16 protein-coding genes are annotated in these 17,652 nt (G+C 64.6%); 5 read left to right on the plus strand and 11 right to left on the minus strand.

The genetic code is table 11. From position 1 onward, the window contains the following. Positions 1-253 precede the first annotated feature (253 nt). The 4 genes from recR to ACZYTC_RS17575 all read left to right on the plus strand — a co-directional run bounded on the left by recR (position 254) and on the right by ACZYTC_RS17575 (position 2,955). Positions 254-856, plus strand: coding sequence for a recombination mediator RecR (gene recR / locus ACZYTC_RS17560; protein WP_434959210.1), 603 nt, complete (start codon positions 254-256; stop codon positions 854-856). Between the two features lie 116 nt (positions 857-972). Then, positions 973-1,275 (plus strand): virulence factor, encoded by a 303-nt coding sequence (locus tag ACZYTC_RS17565; protein ID WP_488990194.1) that lies wholly within the window; start codon positions 973-975, stop codon positions 1,273-1,275. Positions 1,276-1,300: 25 nt separating this feature from the next. Continuing rightward, positions 1,301-1,906 carry a methylenetetrahydrofolate reductase C-terminal domain-containing protein gene (locus tag ACZYTC_RS17570; protein ID WP_434959208.1) on the plus strand — a complete coding sequence of 202 codons (606 nt, stop codon included), beginning with the start codon at positions 1,301-1,303 and terminating at the stop codon, positions 1,904-1,906. After that, positions 1,903-2,955: a methylenetetrahydrofolate reductase gene (locus ACZYTC_RS17575; RefSeq protein ID WP_434959207.1), complete on the plus strand. Its 1,053-nt coding sequence runs from the start codon at positions 1,903-1,905 to the stop codon at positions 2,953-2,955. The genes ACZYTC_RS17570 and ACZYTC_RS17575 overlap by 4 nt, the downstream gene beginning before the upstream one ends. Positions 2,956-3,077: 122 nt before the next feature. Here ACZYTC_RS17575 and ACZYTC_RS17580 read toward each other — a convergent pair whose 3' ends face one another. The 5 genes from ACZYTC_RS17580 to ACZYTC_RS17600 form a co-directional block, all read right to left on the minus strand. Beyond that, a complete protein-coding gene (locus tag ACZYTC_RS17580; protein ID WP_434959206.1) occupies positions 3,078-3,461 on the minus strand; it encodes a VOC family protein in 384 nt (127 codons plus the stop codon). Positions 3,462-3,561: 100 nt separating this feature from the next. Then, on the minus strand, positions 3,562-4,377 hold the full coding sequence (locus tag ACZYTC_RS17585; RefSeq protein ID WP_488990195.1) for an inositol monophosphatase family protein: 816 nt from the start codon (positions 4,375-4,377) through the stop codon (positions 3,562-3,564). A 51-nt stretch (positions 4,378-4,428) separates the two neighbouring features. Continuing rightward, a complete protein-coding gene (locus ACZYTC_RS17590; protein WP_488990196.1) occupies positions 4,429-5,493 on the minus strand; it encodes an ABC transporter ATP-binding protein in 1,065 nt (354 codons plus the stop codon). Then, positions 5,490-7,736, minus strand: coding sequence for an ABC transporter permease (locus tag ACZYTC_RS17595; RefSeq protein ID WP_488990197.1), 2,247 nt, complete (start codon positions 7,734-7,736; stop codon positions 5,490-5,492). The genes ACZYTC_RS17590 and ACZYTC_RS17595 overlap by 4 nt, the downstream gene beginning before the upstream one ends. Before the next feature lie 136 nt (positions 7,737-7,872). Next, entirely contained in the window at positions 7,873-8,892 is a 1,020-nt protein-coding gene (locus tag ACZYTC_RS17600) for an ABC transporter substrate-binding protein (RefSeq protein ID WP_441772975.1), read from the minus strand. 202 nt (positions 8,893-9,094) lie between these two features. Here ACZYTC_RS17600 and ACZYTC_RS17605 point away from each other — a divergent pair, with 202 nt between their 5' ends. Next, positions 9,095-10,144: a LacI family DNA-binding transcriptional regulator gene (locus ACZYTC_RS17605; protein WP_434959201.1), complete on the plus strand. Its 1,050-nt coding sequence runs from the start codon at positions 9,095-9,097 to the stop codon at positions 10,142-10,144. Positions 10,145-10,290: 146 nt separating this feature from the next. On the opposite strand, the gene ACZYTC_RS17610 is transcribed toward ACZYTC_RS17605, so the two are convergent. The 6 genes from ACZYTC_RS17610 to ACZYTC_RS17635 all read right to left on the minus strand — a co-directional run bounded on the left by ACZYTC_RS17610 (position 10,291) and on the right by ACZYTC_RS17635 (position 17,517). Continuing rightward, positions 10,291-11,304 (minus strand): CobW family GTP-binding protein, encoded by a 1,014-nt coding sequence (locus tag ACZYTC_RS17610; RefSeq protein ID WP_434959200.1) that lies wholly within the window; start codon positions 11,302-11,304, stop codon positions 10,291-10,293. Further along, positions 11,301-12,191: a DMT family transporter gene (locus ACZYTC_RS17615; protein WP_488990198.1), complete on the minus strand. Its 891-nt coding sequence runs from the start codon at positions 12,189-12,191 to the stop codon at positions 11,301-11,303. Before ACZYTC_RS17615 ends, ACZYTC_RS17610 begins: the two co-directional genes overlap by 4 nt. Positions 12,192-12,354: 163 nt before the next feature. Further along, on the minus strand, positions 12,355-13,695 hold the full coding sequence (locus ACZYTC_RS17620) for a D-alanyl-D-alanine carboxypeptidase family protein (RefSeq protein ID WP_434959198.1): 1,341 nt from the start codon (positions 13,693-13,695) through the stop codon (positions 12,355-12,357). A 424-nt stretch (positions 13,696-14,119) separates the two neighbouring features. Continuing rightward, the gene (gene choV / locus ACZYTC_RS17625; protein ID WP_434959197.1) at positions 14,120-15,313 is read right to left on the minus strand and encodes a choline ABC transporter ATP-binding protein; all 1,194 of its coding nucleotides are present in this window, start codon (positions 15,311-15,313) and stop codon (positions 14,120-14,122) included. Next, on the minus strand, positions 15,313-16,143 hold the full coding sequence (choW, locus tag ACZYTC_RS17630; RefSeq protein ID WP_441774305.1) for a choline ABC transporter permease subunit: 831 nt from the start codon (positions 16,141-16,143) through the stop codon (positions 15,313-15,315). Before choW ends, choV begins: the two co-directional genes overlap by 1 nt. 423 nt (positions 16,144-16,566) lie before the next feature. Then, a complete protein-coding gene (locus ACZYTC_RS17635) occupies positions 16,567-17,517 on the minus strand; it encodes a choline ABC transporter substrate-binding protein (protein WP_434959195.1) in 951 nt (316 codons plus the stop codon). Between the last annotated feature and the right edge of the window lie 135 nt (positions 17,518-17,652).

The raw sequence follows: 17,652 nt of genomic DNA on the forward strand, positions 1-17,652 counted from the left end.
AAGAGGGCGATTCCGCCCGCCGCGATATATCGCGAAGCGATAGGTGCTTAAAGCTTAGGCAGTCGGCATTCAAGGTACGAAAGGACGCAGTGCCCCTGGGAGCGCGGACATCCTGCCCGCATCTTGGAAACATGGTGCTTGCAGGATGATAAGAGGCGGACAGGATGTCCGCGCTCCCAGGAAGCCATGTACAAAACGACCACTCCCGCACTCTCCCCTCGCGCCTCAGCCGCAAATCACCTATCTGAGCTTCATGGCATCCGTTACCGGCCCTGAAATCGAACGCCTGATCCAGTTGCTCGCCCGCCTGCCCGGGCTCGGGCCGCGTTCGGCACGCCGGGCTGCGCTGACGCTGATCAAGAAGCGCGAGCAGTTGATGGTACCGCTGGCATCGGCTCTGCAAATCGCCTGCGAGCGCGTGGTGGTCTGCTCGAACTGTGGCAATATCGACACCTCCGACCCCTGTACTTTGTGCAGCGATCCCCGGCGGGAGAACACGCTGCTGGTGGTGGTCGAGGATGTCGCCGATCTCTGGGCCCTGGAGCGGGCCGGTGTCGTCAATGCCCGATACCATGTGCTCGGCGGCACGCTTTCGCCGCTCGACGGCATAGGTCCTGAGGACCTCACCATCGACAGGCTGGTCGCGCGCGTCACTGAGGATGGGGTTTCCGAGGTAATTCTCGCCCTCAACGCCACGGTCGACGGCCAGACCACCGCCCATTACGTCACCGATCTTCTGGCACCCACGGGCGTCAAGGTGACGAAACTGGCGCATGGCGTGCCGGTTGGAGGCGAGCTTGACTATCTCGACGAGGGCACCTTGGCCGCCGCGATCCGCAGCCGGACGCCGTTTTGAGGTAGGAGCGCGGACATCTCAGCGACATGCTTGCATGCCGCGGTGTCCGCTCTTTTCTTACCAGAAATGCAATGTTTCCAAGAGCGGACAGGATGTCCGCGCTCCAAGGAGCCACCATGCCCCAGCTCATCATCACCTATTGGCGCGACATTCCCACCATGGTGGTGGCCAAGCAGGGCCGCACCAGCGCCAAGCGCGAACTGAGCTCCCGCTTCGGCGAGGCCGTCGACATGGCGGCGATGCGTGGCGGCGCCGCCGGCACCGACGATTATCTCGCCGAATTCCATCGCAGCCCCCCGATCGAGTGCGGCGACGACCTCGAAGCGGAAGTTTCGGCGGCGGCGGCCAAGATCGAGACGGAATACGACAAGGAACGGTTGGCGGCTCTTGCCAAGAATGGCGGCAAGGAAATTTCCTGATCCGTTCAATGCGAGCTCACGAGCCATGCGCACGCCCGCTGCCTTCGAAGCCACCGGAAAGCCACCGCGCGACGCGAAGAAATTCGCCCTGCGCTTCTGGGCCATCCGCCATTCCGCCGCGATGGAGCGGGTCTATGACGGTGTCGAGTGGACGCTGGTCAAGCTCTCGCCTCTGTTCACGGCGATCGGCTGGGAGAGGCTGGAAAAGCCGGTGGCCAAGGTCGAGAAGCTGGTCAAGTCGACCCTGTTCGACTGCAAGATGTGCGGCCAATGCGCGCTGTCCTCCACCGGCATGTCCTGCCCGATGAATTGCCCCAAGGGCCTGCGCAATGGCCCCTGCGGCGGTGTGCGGGCCAATGGCAATTGCGAGGTTTATGCCGACATGCCCTGCGTCTGGGTCAAGGCCTATGAGGGCTCGCGCAACATGGCTGCTGGCAGTGCGATCGAGGCGCCGCAGGGGCCGGTCGATCACCGCCTGAAAGGGCAGTCCTCCTGGCTTTCCGTCGCTCGCGAGAAGTCGGGCTACAATGCCAGGATCGCGGCCGAGAAGGCAGCAGCGGCGGCCGCCGCCAAGGCCAAGGCAGCAGCAGCCAAATCCAATGCAACCGCGGCCAGCGGAGGCAAGCCATGAGCATCGATAACAGGCTGCCGCATCCCGACGATTTCGGGCCTCACCCGGCAGCCCCCCTGCCCGAATTGCCGGGCCACACCTCGCGCGGGCGTCTCGAACGCGTGCTGCGCCGCGGAGAGTTTGCCGTCACGGCCGAGCTCAACCCGCCCGATTCGGCCAATCCCGACGACGTGCTCGAACGGGTGAAGCCGTTCGAGGGCTGGGTCGACGCCGTCAACGCCACCGACGGCTCCGGCGCCAATTGCCACATGTCCTCGGTGGCGATCTGCGCCCTGCTGACCCGTGTCGGCTATTCGCCGGTGTTCCAGATCTCCTGCCGCGACTACAACCGCATCGCCATCCAGGGCAATGTACTGGGCGCCGCCGCGCTCGGCGTATGCAATGTGCTGTGCCTGTCCGGCGACGGCGTGCAGAGCGGCGACCATCCCGAGGCCAAGCCGGTCTTCGACCTCGATTCGACAGCCCTGCTTTCCACCATCCGCACCATGCGCGACGAGCAGCGCTTCCTATCGGGGCGCAAGATCACCACGCCACCCGCCATGTTCCTGGGCGCGGCCGCCAATCCCTTCGTGCCGCCCTATGATTTCCGCCCGATCAACCTGGCCAAGAAGATCCAGGCCGGGGCGCAATTCATCCAGACCCAATATTGCTTCGACGTGCCGCTGCTCGAGCGTTTCATGGCCCGCATCCGCGACATGGGCCTGCACGAGAAATGCTTCATCATGGTCGGCGTCGGCCCGCTCGCCTCCGCCCGCACCGCCAAATGGATGCGCTCCAATGTGCCCGGCGTGCATGTGCCCGACGAGGTGATCAAGCGCCTGGAAGGTGCGCAGGATCAGAAGGAGGAAGGCAAGCGGCTGTGCATCGACATCATCCAGCAGGTCCGCGAGATCAAGGGCGTCGCCGGCGTGCATGTGATGGCCTATCGGCAGGAAGAATATGTCGCCGAGATCGTGCATGAATCCGGCGTGCTGGCCGGCCGCACGCCCTGGCGCCGCGACATGGCCCCGAGCCCGATGCCGCATGAGGAGATGGTGGGGGCGCAGTAGCACCATTTCAGATTGTACGGGCATCCCGTGACATGCTGGCATGTCACGATGCCCGTTCCTGGAAGCTCAGCGCTTGCAGAAAGGAAGAACGGGCAGGATGCCCGTGCACCCGGGAGACGCTGTTACCCCGCCGCCGCGAACACCCGCAGCCGGTGGCCGTCTGGATCGAGCACCACGAAGGTACGGCCGAAATCGAGATCGACGGGCTTTTGCAATACGCGCACATCGCGCGTTTCGATCCATTTGTCATAGGTCGCATCGACGGCGGCAGCATCCACGGCCTCGAAACCGATCTCGACACCGCCGGCCGGGGCGCTGGGCGCGGGTTCGGCCGTATGCTTGGACCACAGACCCAGCATCAGGCCGGTCGGCAGCGCGAACATGGCAAAGGTGACCTGCTCCTCGACGGGCTCGAGGCCCAGCAATTCACGATAGAAGGCAGCGCTGCGCCGCGGGCTGTCGACCATCAGCAGGGCAAAACTGGCTTTGAAGGCGGGATCGGGCATCGTCATGTTCCTCGGTTGCGATGAGGAAAGACTAGCGCCTCGCCCTGCCAGTTTTTGTCAGGAGCATAGAAAAAGCGGACGTCCCGTCCGCCTCTTCCCGTCACGCCGCCACAGCCTCGGCCTCCCCCACCAGTCGCATCAGGCCTTCCCAGGCCCCCGGAGCCGCGCCGATCACCCGGCCGCCCCGGGCGAGGTCAGCATGGGCGAGGAAATTCTCGACCGTGCCGCCCGCCTCGCTGATCAGGCACAGGCCCGCCAGGCAGTCCCAGGCGTTCATATGCGGCTCGTAATAGCCGACCAGGCGGCCCGCGGCGACATAGGCCAGCATCAGCGCGCCCGATCCGTTGCGGATGAACATGCCGCCCTCGTGCAGGAGGGCATTGAGGAAGCCGGTGATGATCTCGGGCGCCACGCGGTGATTGGCACCCACCCCGAGCACGCCGTCGACCAGGCTTCTCTTGTCGGAAAGCCGCAGGGTGGTGCCGTTCAGGCTGGCACCCTGGCCGAGGGCGGCGGCATAGAGCTCGTCGCGTACGGGCGCATAGATCACCCCGACAACCGTTTCGCTGCCGTGGATGACCGCGACCGAGACGCACCAGGACGGCAGGCCGAAGACGAAGGGGCTGGTGCCGTCGACCGGGTCCATCACCCAGCAATAACCTGAGGTGCCTTCGCTCAAGCCATATTCCTCCCCAAGCAGGCTGTCGTCCGGGAAAACCGCATGGATGCGCTCGCGCAGCAGCCTTTCGCTGGCCTTGTCCGCAGCGGAGACCACATCCTGCGCATTGGCCTTGGTCTCGACCGCCAGCGTATCGCGATCGTTGAAGAAGGACAGCGCCAGGAGACCTGCCTCCCGGATGACGTCCCGGGCAAGGTCGAGGCGGGCGGCGATGTCGGCGGTGGCAGGCGATGTCATGGGCAATCCGGTATCAACATTCGAAAATAGGGAGGGGAGCGGAACGGCGGCTCATTCCGGCACCAAGGCGAGGCCCCGGTCATGCAGGTCGACACCGATCGGGCTGCCCGGCTCCAGCATGCGGTCGGTGCCGGAATCGATCAGGAAGATGGGGCCGGCCTTGGTCTCGATCTCATATTCGACATGGTCGCCGAGATAGGCGGCGTGCAATACCTTGCCCGACAGCATTGCCCCCGCGGCCTCGCGCAGAGTCATGGCGTTGGGGCGGATGGCGAGTTTCGCGGGGCCTACGGCCAAGCCCCGCGCCGCCAGCGCATGCCCGCCCTCGCCGACCCGGATCTCGGCCCGGCCGTCGGCCACGCGTGTCACCTCGCAGGGCACCACATTGGCCTCGCCGATGAAATCGGCGATGAAGGCGGAGGCAGGCGCTTCATAAAGCTCGCGCGGCGTACCGGCTTGGGCGATCCGGCCCTGATGCATGACGATCACCGTATCGGAGACGGCCAGCGCCTCCTCCTGGTCATGGGTGACATAGACAGCCGTGAAGCCCAGGCGCTGCTGCAATTCGCGGATCTCGGTGCGGACCCGCCGGCGCAACCGTGCATCGAGATTGGAGAGTGGCTCGTCGAGCAGCAACACCTGCGGCTCGACCACCAGGGCGCGCGCCACGGCGACGCGCTGCTGCTGGCCGCCCGACAATTCGCTCGGCAGGCGCTCGCCATAGCCGGCCAGTCCCACCAGAGCGAGGCCATCGGCCGCCTTCCCGCGCGCCTGCGCCTTGCGCAGGCCTGATGATATCAGGCCGTACGCGACATTATCGGCTACGCTCATATGCGGGAACAAGGCGTAGGACTGGAACACCATCGAGACGTCGCGCTCATTGGCCGGCAGGGCTGTAACATCCTTGCCGCCAATGCTGATGCGGCCGGCGCTGGGATGCTCCAGCCCGGCGATCATGCGCAGGGTCGTGGTCTTGCCGCAACCCGAAGGGCCGAGCAGGGTCACCAGCGTTCCCGGTTCGATCGTGAGCGACAGATCGGCGATGGCGGTCACCGCGCCGAAATCCTTGCGGACATTCTGGAAGGTGACCGAGCCCGGCCTGATATCGATACTCATGCCGCCTTCTCCTGAGGCTGGATATTGTCTTGGGGTCTGGTTGCGGATTTGGCCGACAGGCCAGCGACGCGGTCCTCGCGGCGGAGCCTTCGCTCGCCGACCAAGGCCTGGAAGCCGCCGATCACGGCAATCATCACCACGATCAGTACGCTGGAATAGGCGATGGCCACGCCATAGGAGCCATTCTCGACCAGGCCGACGATATAGGCGGTCGCCATGTTGTACTGGGCACTCACCAGGAAGATCACCGCGCTGATCGAGGTGATCGAGCGCACGAAGCTGTAGACCAGGGCGGCGACGATCGCCGGCCGGAGCAGCGGCAGGATCACGCGCCGTGCCGTGGTGAAGGAGTTCGCCCCCAGCGTCAGCGAGGCCTCGTCCAGGCTGCGGTCGATCTGGCTCATCGCCGCCACGCCGCCGCGCACGCCCACCGGCATGTTGCGGAAGACGAAGCAGACGATCAGGATCAGTGCCGTTCCCGTCATCTCCACCGGCGGCAGGTTGAAGGCGAAGACATAGGAAACGCCGATGATGGTGCCGGGGATGGCGAAGCTCATCATCAGGGCGAATTCGAACACCGAGCGCCCGGCAAAATTCTGGCGCACGATCAGATAGGCGGTGATGAGGCCGACCACCGCCGTCAGCGGCGCCGAGATCAGGGCGATCTCTATCGTCGTCCAGAACGAGCCCCAGGCGACGCCGCTCCATAGCAACGTGCCCTGGTCGAAGGTCACGGCGAAGGCCCGGGTGTAGTGCTCCAGCGTGAGGCTGTGGTCGAGCCCCCAGGTCTTCACGAAGCCGCCGAACAGGATCATGGCATAGACCACCAGCGTGAAGGCCGACCACACGGAGACCACGCCGATGGAAAGCGCGGCGACACCCCGGCTGAGCCCGACATGCTGGCCGGAATCGCCCTTGCCGGTAACAGTGGTGAAATTCTTGCCGCCGAGCCAGAGCCGCTGGGCGACGAAGGCGGTGAGGGTGAAGGAGAGCAGAATCAGGGCCAGCACGGCCGCGCGCGCCGGATCCGTCTGCGCGCCAACCACGGCGAAGAAGATCTCGGTGGAGAGCACGCCATGGCTGCCGCCCAGCACCATCGGGTTGCCGAAATCGGCCAGGCTCTCGATGAAGCCGACCAGGAAGGCATTGGCGAGACCCGGCCGCATCAGCGGCAGTGACACCGTAACGAAAGTGCGCCAGCGATCGGCCTTGAGTGTCTGGGCTGCCTCCTCCATGGCGGGGCTGACGCCCTGCACCACGCCGATCAGCACCAGGAAGGCGATCGGCGTGAAGGAGAGCACCTGCGCGATCCAGATGCCGGTGAGGCCGTAGAGCCAGCGGCCGGGCGGAATGTCGAAGAGAAAAGCGAGGCCTTGGGTGACCACGCCGGAGCGCCCGAACAGCAGGATCAAGGCGAGGCCTACCACGAAGGGCGGTGTGATGATCGGGAGAATGGTGAGCAGCCGCAGGGCCCGCTTGAAGGGAAAGCGGGTGCGGGTCGCCACCAGGGCGAAAGCGAGGCCCAGCAAGGTCGAGCCGATGCCGGTGGCGATGGCCAGCGTCAAAGTGGACCAGGCGACGCCGCAGCGCCCGCTGCCGGACAGGCAGCGCAGGGTCCAGATCGAGGGATCGGTCAGCGTCTTGAGAAAGCCGGCGGGATCGAAGCCGCCGTCGATGCCTTGAAAGGCGCCGACCAGCACCATGCCGACCGGATAGAACACGAAGGTGGCGACCATGGCGATCAGGATGGTAATCGCCGATACCACGAAGGCGTCGCCGCGCAGCACGCCGCGCTCGGCGAGGCCGAAGCTGAACAGCAGGAGGAACGCGGTCAGCAGCGCGGCCGCACCGGCGCCGAAAGCCTCCTGCCCCGTTCCGAGCGCACCGAACCAGGCCTCGAACACCGGCCAGCGCCAGCCCGAATAGGCGATGGCGAAGCCCTGGAGGACCATGATGGCCGCGCCGGCGAGACCCGAGGCGACCAGCAGCCGAGCGCGGAGCACCGGGTTCGCGGCAAAGCGTGCCCACACCGCCGGCAGCAGCGCCAGCAGGGGCAGGCACAGCCACCAGCGCCCCTGCAGAGCGAGCTGGACCAGACCTGGACCCGCCTTGGCGCCCAGCGGATAGTCACTGAGCCAGCCGGTCGAAAGCAGGCCTGATTCGAGCCTATACCAGGGCAGGATCGCCAGGCCGAGAACGGCCAAGGCGAGCCCCCAGTCGAGGCGGCGATTGCGCCTGTTCATGGCAGGCCTCTTGGAAATGGTGGATGGTGGTCGTCATCCCCCGGCCACGACTTGCGATGCAGGTCGCGGCGGCAGCGCCACTGCGGCTGGCGCCGGGACGACGGAGCGATTGCTCCGCTTAAGGAGCGAGCCGAATTCAGTTGGCGTTGGCGCCGATCTCGTGGTCCCAGCGCTCCAGCAAGGCCTTTCGGGTCGCGGGATCGCCGAATTTCTTGAAATCGTAGTCGATCAGCTTGATGTCCTCGAAACGCGGGGCCTGGGGCGGCAGCTCGGCGTTCTTGTTGGAGGGAATCTGGAAGGACTTGGCATCCTTCATCAGCGACTGGATCTCCGGCTTCAGGGCCCAGTCATAGAATTTCTTGGCATTGTCGAGATTACGCGCGCCCTTGATGATGCTCATCGAGCCGATCTCGTAGCCGGTGCCCTCGCAAGGCGCCACCGCCTTGACCGGGAAGCCTTCGGCCGTCATCGTCACCGCGTCATGCATGAAGACGATGCCGACTGTGGTCTCGCCGCGCGCCGCCGCCTTCACCGGGGCCGAGCCTGACTTGGTATATTGCGAGACATTGGCATTGAGCTTGGCGAGATAGTCGAAGGCCTTGTCCTCGCCCATGATCTGCACCAGCGAGGCCAGCGCCGTATAGGCCGTGCCCGAGGAGTTGGGGTTGGCCATCTGGATCTCGCCCTTGTAGGAGGCATCGGCGAGATCGGCCCAGCAGCCCGGCGCCTTCAGCTTCTTCTGGGCGAGGAGATCGGTGTTATAGCCCCAGCCGAGCGCCCCGGCATAGACGCCCACGGTGCGGTAGCCCGACTGCTCGGCCTGGCGCTTGGCCCAATCCTGAAGCTGATCGAGCAGCGGAGATTTGTATTCGAGGGTGAGGCCTTCCTGGGCGGCCTGAAGATGCGGGTCGCCGGTGCCGGCCCACCAGATATCCGTCTTGGGATTGGCGGCCTCGGCCCGGATCTTGGCATAGGTCTCGCCCGAGGACAGGCGCACCATGTTGACGCCGACGCCGCTATCCTTCTCGAACTTGTTCTTCAACAGTTCGCAGACGGCGACATCCGCCGCACAGATCAGGTTGAGCGATCCTTCGGCCTGGGCGGCGGCGGGCAGCATGGCCGCCATGACCACGGCGGCAGCGAGTGTTTTCTTCATGGGTTTCCTCCGGGCGGCATGCTGTTTTACTTGTATTGCACACGTGTGCAAAAGCTGCATCAGCGAGATCATGCTGTCAATCAAGAATTCCATGCGAGAATTCACTGAGCGATCCACCCGAACTGGGTAAAACCAACAGCAGCGCTTGCACATGACTGCAAGGGCGTGCAACCTCCCTGTCAATGTTCGACTGGCTCCCGTCATGAAACCAGCCCGCTCCTTCGTCAGCGCCGAGGAAGTCGCCAGGCTGGCCGGCGTCTCCCGTTCCGCCGTGTCCCGCGCCTTCACGCCAGGGGCCAGCGTTTCCGAGGAGACGCGTAAACGCGTGATGGAGGCGGCCCAGAATCTGGGCTACCACGTCAATCATCTCGCCCGCGGCCTGATGCGCCAGCAGAGCGGCATCGTCTGCCTGATCGTCTCCGACGTCGACACGCCCTTCCAGTCGCGCCTCGCCCGGAACCTGATCGGCCGGCTGCAACAGACGGGCAAGGTCGCCATGGTGATCAATTCCTCCGGCTCGCCCGAGGCCGTGGCCGGCGCGGTGCGCCAGACCCTGAACTACCGGGCCGACGCCACGGTGGTGCTTTCGGGTACGCCGGACAGAGCCATCGCCCGCACCTGCCTCGACCACGGCCAGGAGCTGATCCTGATCAACCGGGACCAGGATTTCGACGAGGCGCACACCATCACGGTCGCCAACAAGGATGCAGCCCATCAAGCCGTGCTGGCCTTCCAGCGCGCCGGCTGCCGGCGGCTGGCCTGCGTCACCTCGCAAGCCGGCACGCCCAGCCTTACCGAACGCGAGAAGGCCTTTCTCGATGCAGCCCGCGAAGCCGGTTTCGAACCGATCCATTGGCACCAGGGCCGCACCAGCTATGAGGCCGGCGCCGAGGCTGCGCGCGCCTTGTTCACCCGGCAGGTCACGCCCGACGCGGCCTTCTGCATCAACGATCTCATGGCCTGCGGCTTCGTCGATGCCGCCCGCAAGGAGTTCGGCCTGCGCGTGCCGGAGGATCTGTGCGTCATCGGCTTCGACGACATCGAGCAGGCCGGCTGGCGGGCCTATGACCTCACCACCTTCGCCCAACCCATCGACCATATCGCCGACAAGGTCGCCGAACTGGTGCGCGACGGCGGCATGATCAGCCGCTCCGACGGCACGATCGGCCGGGGCACGCGAACCTGCCTCGACGTGCCCTTGATCTGGCGCGGCACGGTACGCATGCCCGACCTGTCGCGGCAAGAAGGCTGAAGCGTTTTACGATTTGGCGGAATCGCCAAGAATCGAAAAGACGCTCCAGCCAATCCGTAGGATTGGCTTGGAACCAAAGAGTGAGAGCAACAAGCGTTTCCGGCTAAACGCGCTTTGCTCTAGGGTCCCCGCCTCTTTTCCCGCGTTCAGAAAGCCAGGGGATTATCGGTCAGGGCTGCGCGGTCGGGAGCATCCAGGCGTGGCTCGTCGCAAAAGGCCGCGAACAGATCCTCGATGCCGCGCCGGTCGAGATCACGGCCGATCACCACGATACGGGTGCGCCAGTCAGGGCTCGGCCAGGCATCGAGACGTTCCGGCGGCGCGAACCAATGCTGGACGCCATGCAGGACCACCGGCCGCTCGGGATCGTCGGCAAGCCTCACCAGTGCCTTGAAGCGCAACAGGCCTTCGCCGAAACGTTCACGCAATTCATCGATGAAGGCAATGAAGCGGCCAGGCGTCAGGGTCTTGTCGGTCTCCAGCGTGAAGGAAGCGATTGAAGCGTCGTGGGCTGAAAAGAAGGGGCGCGTGACGACGGCAGATCCCACGCTTGGAAAGGGCACCTCGAGCAGTGCAGCAGCAGCTTCGGCATCCGGCATGAGGCTGATGGCAGCACGCGGATTGAGAGCCTGCAGCCTTCCCGTGAAGGTCGCGACGTCGCCGGCAAGGTCGGTCTTGCTGACCAGGATGCGGTCCGCCACGGCGAGTTGGGCGACGGCCTCGGCATGCTCGTCGAGCAGCGCTTCTCCCCTCAAGGCATCGGCGACCGCGATGACGCCGGCGAGGACATAGCCCGCCGCCGCCAGTTGCGGCGCCATCAAGGTCTGCAGCACGGGAGTGGGGTGGGCGAGGCCGGTCGTCTCGATCACCACGCGGGCGAAAGGCGGCAACTCGCCCGATGCGCGCCGCGCCGCGAGATCTGCCAGCGTGTCGAGGAGATCGCCGCGCAGGCTGCAGCACAGGCAGCCCGAGGATAGCAGCACCACGCCATCGCCCGATTTCTCGACCAGCAGGTGGTCGAGGCCGGCCTCGCCATATTCGTTGATCACCACGGCCGTGTCGGCCAAGGCAGGATCCTTCAAAAGGCGATTGAGCAGCGTCGTCTTGCCGGCGCCGAGAAAACCCGTGAGCACGAAGGCGGGGATGCGGGGCGGCGTCATGCCGATACGACCTTTCTGCGGCTTTCCATCAGTACCGACGCCACCACGGCGATGAGCACCAGCGTGCCGCCGCTGACCTGCCGGGCCGTCAGATGCTCGTCGAGCACCTGTGTCGCCAGCAGGATCGAGGCGACGGGCTCCGCGCAAAACACCAGGCCCAGCGCGGCCGGCGGCGTCAACCGGGCCGCCGTCAAATGGCACAGGAAGGCCAGGACGAACAGGCCGATATGCAGGCCGACCGGTACTCCCGCTTCCAATAGCACGGCCGGCGAGGCGAGCCTGCCGCTGGCGAGACAGGCCGCCAACGCGACCGGAATCAGGATCAGCTGCGTCCAGAATCCGGCAACTGCGGGATTGACGCCGCGCGTTGCCCGCGCGGCGCAGAAGAACTGCAGGGCGGCGGCTGCCGCCGCAATCAGGGCCAGCGCCACGCCCCGCCAATCCAGCGCGCCGAAATCGGCGCCGAGCGCGATCACGAGACCGACGAAGGCAAGGGCGAAGATGGCGAGGCGCGCCAGCGTCAATCGCTCGCCGTCCACCAGCGGGCTGATGACCAGGATGAGCAGCGGGTAGGTGTAATAGAGGATGGTGGCAATCCCCACCGGGATGAAGGCGACCGAGGAAATGTAACAAAGGCCGACGAAACTGGTGGCGATGCCCAAGCCGAAGACCGGCAGGCGCCACGGCCGGGCAACGGCCAGCGTGCCACCCTGGGCAAGGCCCAGACCGCCGAGCAGCGCCACAAGCAGAAAAGCCCGGTAGAACACCACCGTCGGCCCACTGGCGCCGGCTTCCGCAGCGAGCTTGGCATAGGGCACGTTGGCGCCATAGCACAGGGCCGCCAGCAGCCCGAGGCTCAATCCGGTCAGGATGGTATTGTTCGACATTGCGAGGCGATCCAGCGGAGGCTCCCGCCAATGCGGGTCGCGGTCAACCTCTAAGGTGGACCGGACCGAAAGCAAGAGCGGTCTCACCCCAATGCGGCCTGCCCAGGCAGAAAACGCTCCGGTTTGTCATAGCCGATCTTGACCGGCTATCCAGAAGCTGCCCCTACCCCTCGTGATGCACCTTGCGCTTGGGCGGTTTGGGCGGCGTCTTCGGCTTGCTCTCGGCCGCCTTCTTCAGGTTCTTGCGCCCCTTGTTGAGCTTGGGGTCGGTGAGCTGATCGGGCACCGCCAAGGGCTTGCCGGGATCAGCGTAACCGGCAGCCGTCACGCCCTTCTTGCCGGCGAGCTTGGTTGCCGGCTTGCCTTTCGCCGGCAGTTCTTTCGCAGGCTTGGGCGGCAGATCGGCGAGAATGGGCGTGTTGGGCAGGCTGTAGACCGGGCGCCGGGGCCCGAGATAGGGACCGACCGCAATCGGCGGCGCCGTCACCCAGCTCGCCAGCAACGGACTGGGCTCAGGCGCGGGTGCAGGCGCTCCGGGGCTGCCGGGCAGCACCTCGGCCGTATCGGCGCTCTCCGCCGCACCCGGACCGCCCTTCCTGGGCGAGCAGGCGATCTCACGAATATCGGCCGGACCTGGATAGGCCGAGGCCGGAAGCTGGGTGGCGAGCGGCGCCTTGCTGAAGAAGCCGCCACCCGAATTGGTGTAATTGGCCTCAAACAGCGCCACGGCCTGGTTGGTACGTACCTTCGGTGTAGGCGCCCCCATGACGACCGTGATCAGCTTGCGACCGTTGCGGGTGGCCGTCGCCACCACATTGAAGCCGGCCGCGCAGATGAAGCCCGTCTTCATGCCATCGGTACCGGGATAGCGGTAGACCAAGGCATTGTGGGTGCGCATGACCCGGTTGCCGGACTGGATGGTCTGGATCTGGAACAGCGAGGCATATTGCGGGAATTGCGTGATGATGGCATCCGCCATCACCGCCATGTCGCGTGCCGAGGTAATCTGGCGCGGATCGGGCAGGCCGTTGGGATTGACCCACTGGCTCTGGGCCATACCCAGCGCCCGCGAATTGGCGTTCATCTCGGCGGCGAAGGCATCCACCGAACCGGACACGCCCTCGGCCAGGGCCACGGCGATGTCATTGGCCGAATGCACAACCAGCATCTTGAGGGCATCGTCGATGGTAACCATCGTGCCGACCGGATAGCCCATCTTGGAGGGCGCCTGCCTGGCGGCGAGTGGCGAGATCGCGATCGGCGTGCCCAAGTCGACGCGTCCTGCCTTGATGGCCCTGAATACGGTGTAGGCCGTCATCAGCTTGGTGAGGGAGGCCGGATACCAGGGCCTGGTCGCATCCTGCTGCTGCAGCACCCTGCCGCTGGCGGCATCGACGACGATGGTGGGGTTCGCCATGGGATTGGCACGCGCAACGCCTGCCGCGAGTCCGAGGGCCAGGCCGACCACGAGCGTGGTGGCGATTGCGCGATTCGTAATACCCATCAGTTCCTCTTTCGGCTTCAGCGGCGGCGACACATCCACCTCAAGGGGGCATTTTAATGACCACCTGGAGCATTCGCGCGCCTGCATTGGCAGAGCGCCCAGTATCGCGGCAAAGCCTTAATGGATCAATGCGGGCGGGAGAGGATTGCAAAACACCCAATTCGAACCGGTAATACGCAGGCGCGGACATCGCAGCATGCGAGGACGTATTTGGTGTCGTTCCACTCGATTAAGCGCGAGCTTTATGATTGCCGGGCTTGACCCTGCAATCCGGACCCGGTCGAGAACTGGATGCCCGGGTCAGGCCCGGGCATGACAAAAGCCAGTGCCTTTATCTTTATAAATCAGACAAATGAGTACGATAGGCGCCTTCACATGCAAGCATGCCGCCGTGACACCCGCGCTCCGGGGGTACCTTCTTGTTTCAGGCGTCCTGGCGCCGGAGCACGGCCTGCAGCACGTCCTTGACGCCGATGGCACCGACGAAGCGGTTCTCGTCGTCGAACAGAGCGACAGGGGCCGTGTTCGCCTTGTGCATCGCCAGCATCACTGTCTTGAGCGAGGTGCCGGGGCTGGCCCAATAGCAGGGACGCTCTTCTTCGGGCACCGGCTTTTCGCATTCGGAGCAATGCACCCAGGCGCCATGCACACCGTCACGCTCGGCTTCCACGACGTGGCCGCCGTCATCGAGACGGAAACGCGTGGTCTGACGGGTGTCGAGCCAGATCCAGCCATCTTCACCGCGATGAAGATCGCGGGCGTCCTGCATCACGTGCCAGGCGGTGAGCACGCTGAGCGGATTCACATTGGCGATGAATTCCTGGACATACTCGTTGGCCGGACGCAGCACGATATCCTCGGGCGGCCCCGACTGCACGATGCGCCCGCTTTCCAGGATGGTGATGGTGTTGCCGATCTTGAGCGCCTCCTCGAGATCGTGACTGACGAAGATGATGGTCTTCTTCAGCTCCTTCTGCAACTGCAGCAATTCATCCTGCAGCTTGGTGCGGATCAGGGGGTCGAGCGCGGAGAAGGGCTCGTCCATCAAAAGGATCGGCGCCTCGGTGGCGAAGGCGCGGGCAAGGCCCACGCGCTGCTGCATGCCGCCGGACAGCTCATGGGCGAACTTCTTCTCCCATTGCTTGAGATGGACCAGTTCCAACTGCTTGTCGACCTTGGCCTTGCGCTCGGCCTCGGGCACGCCGGCAAGCTCCAGGCCGAAGCCGACATTCTCCGCCACGGTGCGCCAGGGCAGGAGGCCGAACTGCTGGAACACCATGGCGACGGAATGCTGGCGGACATGGCGCAGGGTCTGCTCGTTGCAGCTGACCACGTCGACCATCTTGTCGTCGGATTTTACCAGGACCTTGCCGCGCGTGACCTTGTTGAGGCCGTTGACCGCACGCATCAGGGTCGATTTGCCGGAGCCCGACAGGCCCATCAGCACGCTTATCTCGCCTTCCTGCACGGTGAGGTTGCCATCGGCGCAGCCCAGCACCGAACCAGTCTTCTCCAGGATCTCCGCCCGGGTCGAGCCGGCATCGAGCAGCTTTATCGCTTCGGCCTGGCGCGATCCGAAGATGATATCGACATTCTTGAAATCGACGGCGACGCTCATCAGTGCGCTCCCTTCGTACGGCACAGGCGATCCAGCACGATCGCCAGGATAACGATGCAGGCCCCCGCTTCGAAGCCGCGCGGAATGTTGAACTGGCCCATGGCGCGCACGACGTCCACCCCGAGGCCTTCGGCGCCGACCAGGCCGGCAATGACGACCATCGACAGGCTGAGCATGATGCATTGGGTGACGCCGGCCATGATGGTGGGCATGGCATGCGGTAGCTCCACCTTCCACAAGAGCTGGCTCTTGGTGGAACCGAAGGATTCGCCGGCCTCCTTGAGCGCTGTCGGCGTGGAGGTGATGCCGAGATAGGTCAGGCGCACCGGCGCCGGCAGGGCGAAGATCAGCGTCGCGATAAGGCCCGGAGCAAAGCCGAGGCGGAACAGGGCGACCATCGGGATGAGGTAGACCAGGGTAGGCAGGGTCTGCATCATGTCGAGGATGGGATGCAGCACGGCGTAGAGCCTGGGCCGGTGCGCCGCCATTACGCCGAGGGGAATGCCGATGGCCATGGCGATGGCGGCCGACCACAGCACCAGCGAGACCGTCTTCATCGTGTTGGCCCAATAGCCCTGGTTCCAGATGAACAGGCAGCCCAGGAAGACGAACAGGCACAGGCCCCAGGAACGGTGCCGCCACCAAGCAAAGGCGAGGACGAGGAGGATAATGACGATGGGCGGCGGATATGTCAGGAGCACGGATGTGCCGCTGACCGTCTTTTCAATCCCGATACGAAGCGGATCGAACAGCCAGGTCGTGCAGTATTTCTGCAGAAACTCGATGACGAGCTGCATGAACTTGCCGAATGGCAGCTTCGTATCAGTCACCCAATCGAACATTCTTTCCCCCGCGCTATGCCCTGGGACATCGGGCTCCGCCGTGGCCCGACCACGACAGGTTCCGGCCGCCCCCTGCGTCATCATTGCTAGAGCAAAGCGCGTTTAGACGGAAACGCCTGCCTGCTCTAACTCTTTGGTTCGACGCGTCTTTACGATTCTTGGCATAACCGCCAAAACGCAAAACGCTCCAGGCCAAAGCGCGTTCAAACAGAACCGCACTTTTGCTCCACCCCCCCTGTTCGGGCGCGTCTATGCGGTTCCCGGCCAGGCCGCCAAATCGCAAAACGCCATTGCCCCATAGAAAGCATGGTTTTGTCGAAGGCCGATCTTGCGTCGGCTCGGCTCGGCGATCCGGCGGGGCATTCCCCGCCGGGCTTTCACTCAGATTTAAGTCGGAAGGGATGGCCGGCCTCAGAGGCCGAGGCTCTTCTTTACGGCATCGATGCCGGGCTGGCCGTCGAGGGTGGTCACGCCGGCAAGCCAGGCATCGAGCACACCCGGATTGGCCTTGAGGTATTTCTCGGCAGCAGCCTTACCTTCCATGCCGTCACCGGTGATCATCTGCATCACCTTGTTCTCGAGATCGACGTTGAATTTAAGGTTGGAGACGAACTTGCCGGCGTTGGGACATTCCTCGGCCCAGCCCGCCCGCTCATTGGTATAGACCTTGGCTGCCCCGAAATTCGGGCCGAAGGTCTCGTCGCCGCCGGTCAGATACTGGATCTTGAAATTGACGTTCATCGGATGCGGCGCCCAGCCGAGGAAGACGATGTCCTCGCCGCGAGCGATGGAGCCCTGGACTTGGGCGAGCATGCCCTGTTCGGAGGACTCGACGAGCTGGAACTCCTTCAGGCCGCTCTTGTTGCCGTCGATCAGGCTCTGCACCAACCGGTTGCCATCATTGCCGGGCTCGATGCCGTAGATCTTGCCCTGCAACTGCTCCTTGAACTTGGCGATGTCGCCGAAATCCTTCAGGCCCTTGTCATAGGTCGCCTGCGGCACCGCCAGCGTGTATTTGGCACCTTCCGGCAGATTGGCACCGGTTTCGACCACCGATTTGTCGGCGATATAGGCCTTGCGGTCATTCTCCATGCTCGGCTGCCAATTGCCGAGGAAAACGTCGATATCCTTGCTCTTCATCGAAGCATAGGTGACGGGGACGCTGAGGACCGTGGTCGTCGGGGTATAGCCGAGGCCTTCGAGGATGCGGGAGGCGATAGCCGTCGTCGAGGTGATGTCGGTCCAGCCCACATCCGCGAACTTCACCGTCTTGCAGGCTTCCGCATCGCCCGCGAAGGCAGCACCAGTGCCCAGGCCGATGGCCAGCGCGGCGCCCGCAATGATTCTACCAAGTCCCGTCATTTCATTTCTCCCGGAAAACACCGAAGGCCGAATCTGGGTTAACCCAGTTCGTCTTGTCTTTGTTAACCCCTCCCGGCCCCCAAGGGGACCGAACTCTTGCCACGGAGGCCTTCCCCTATGGCAATTCAGCACGAA

It is taken from the genome of Labrys sp. F242 (assembly GCF_057813875.1).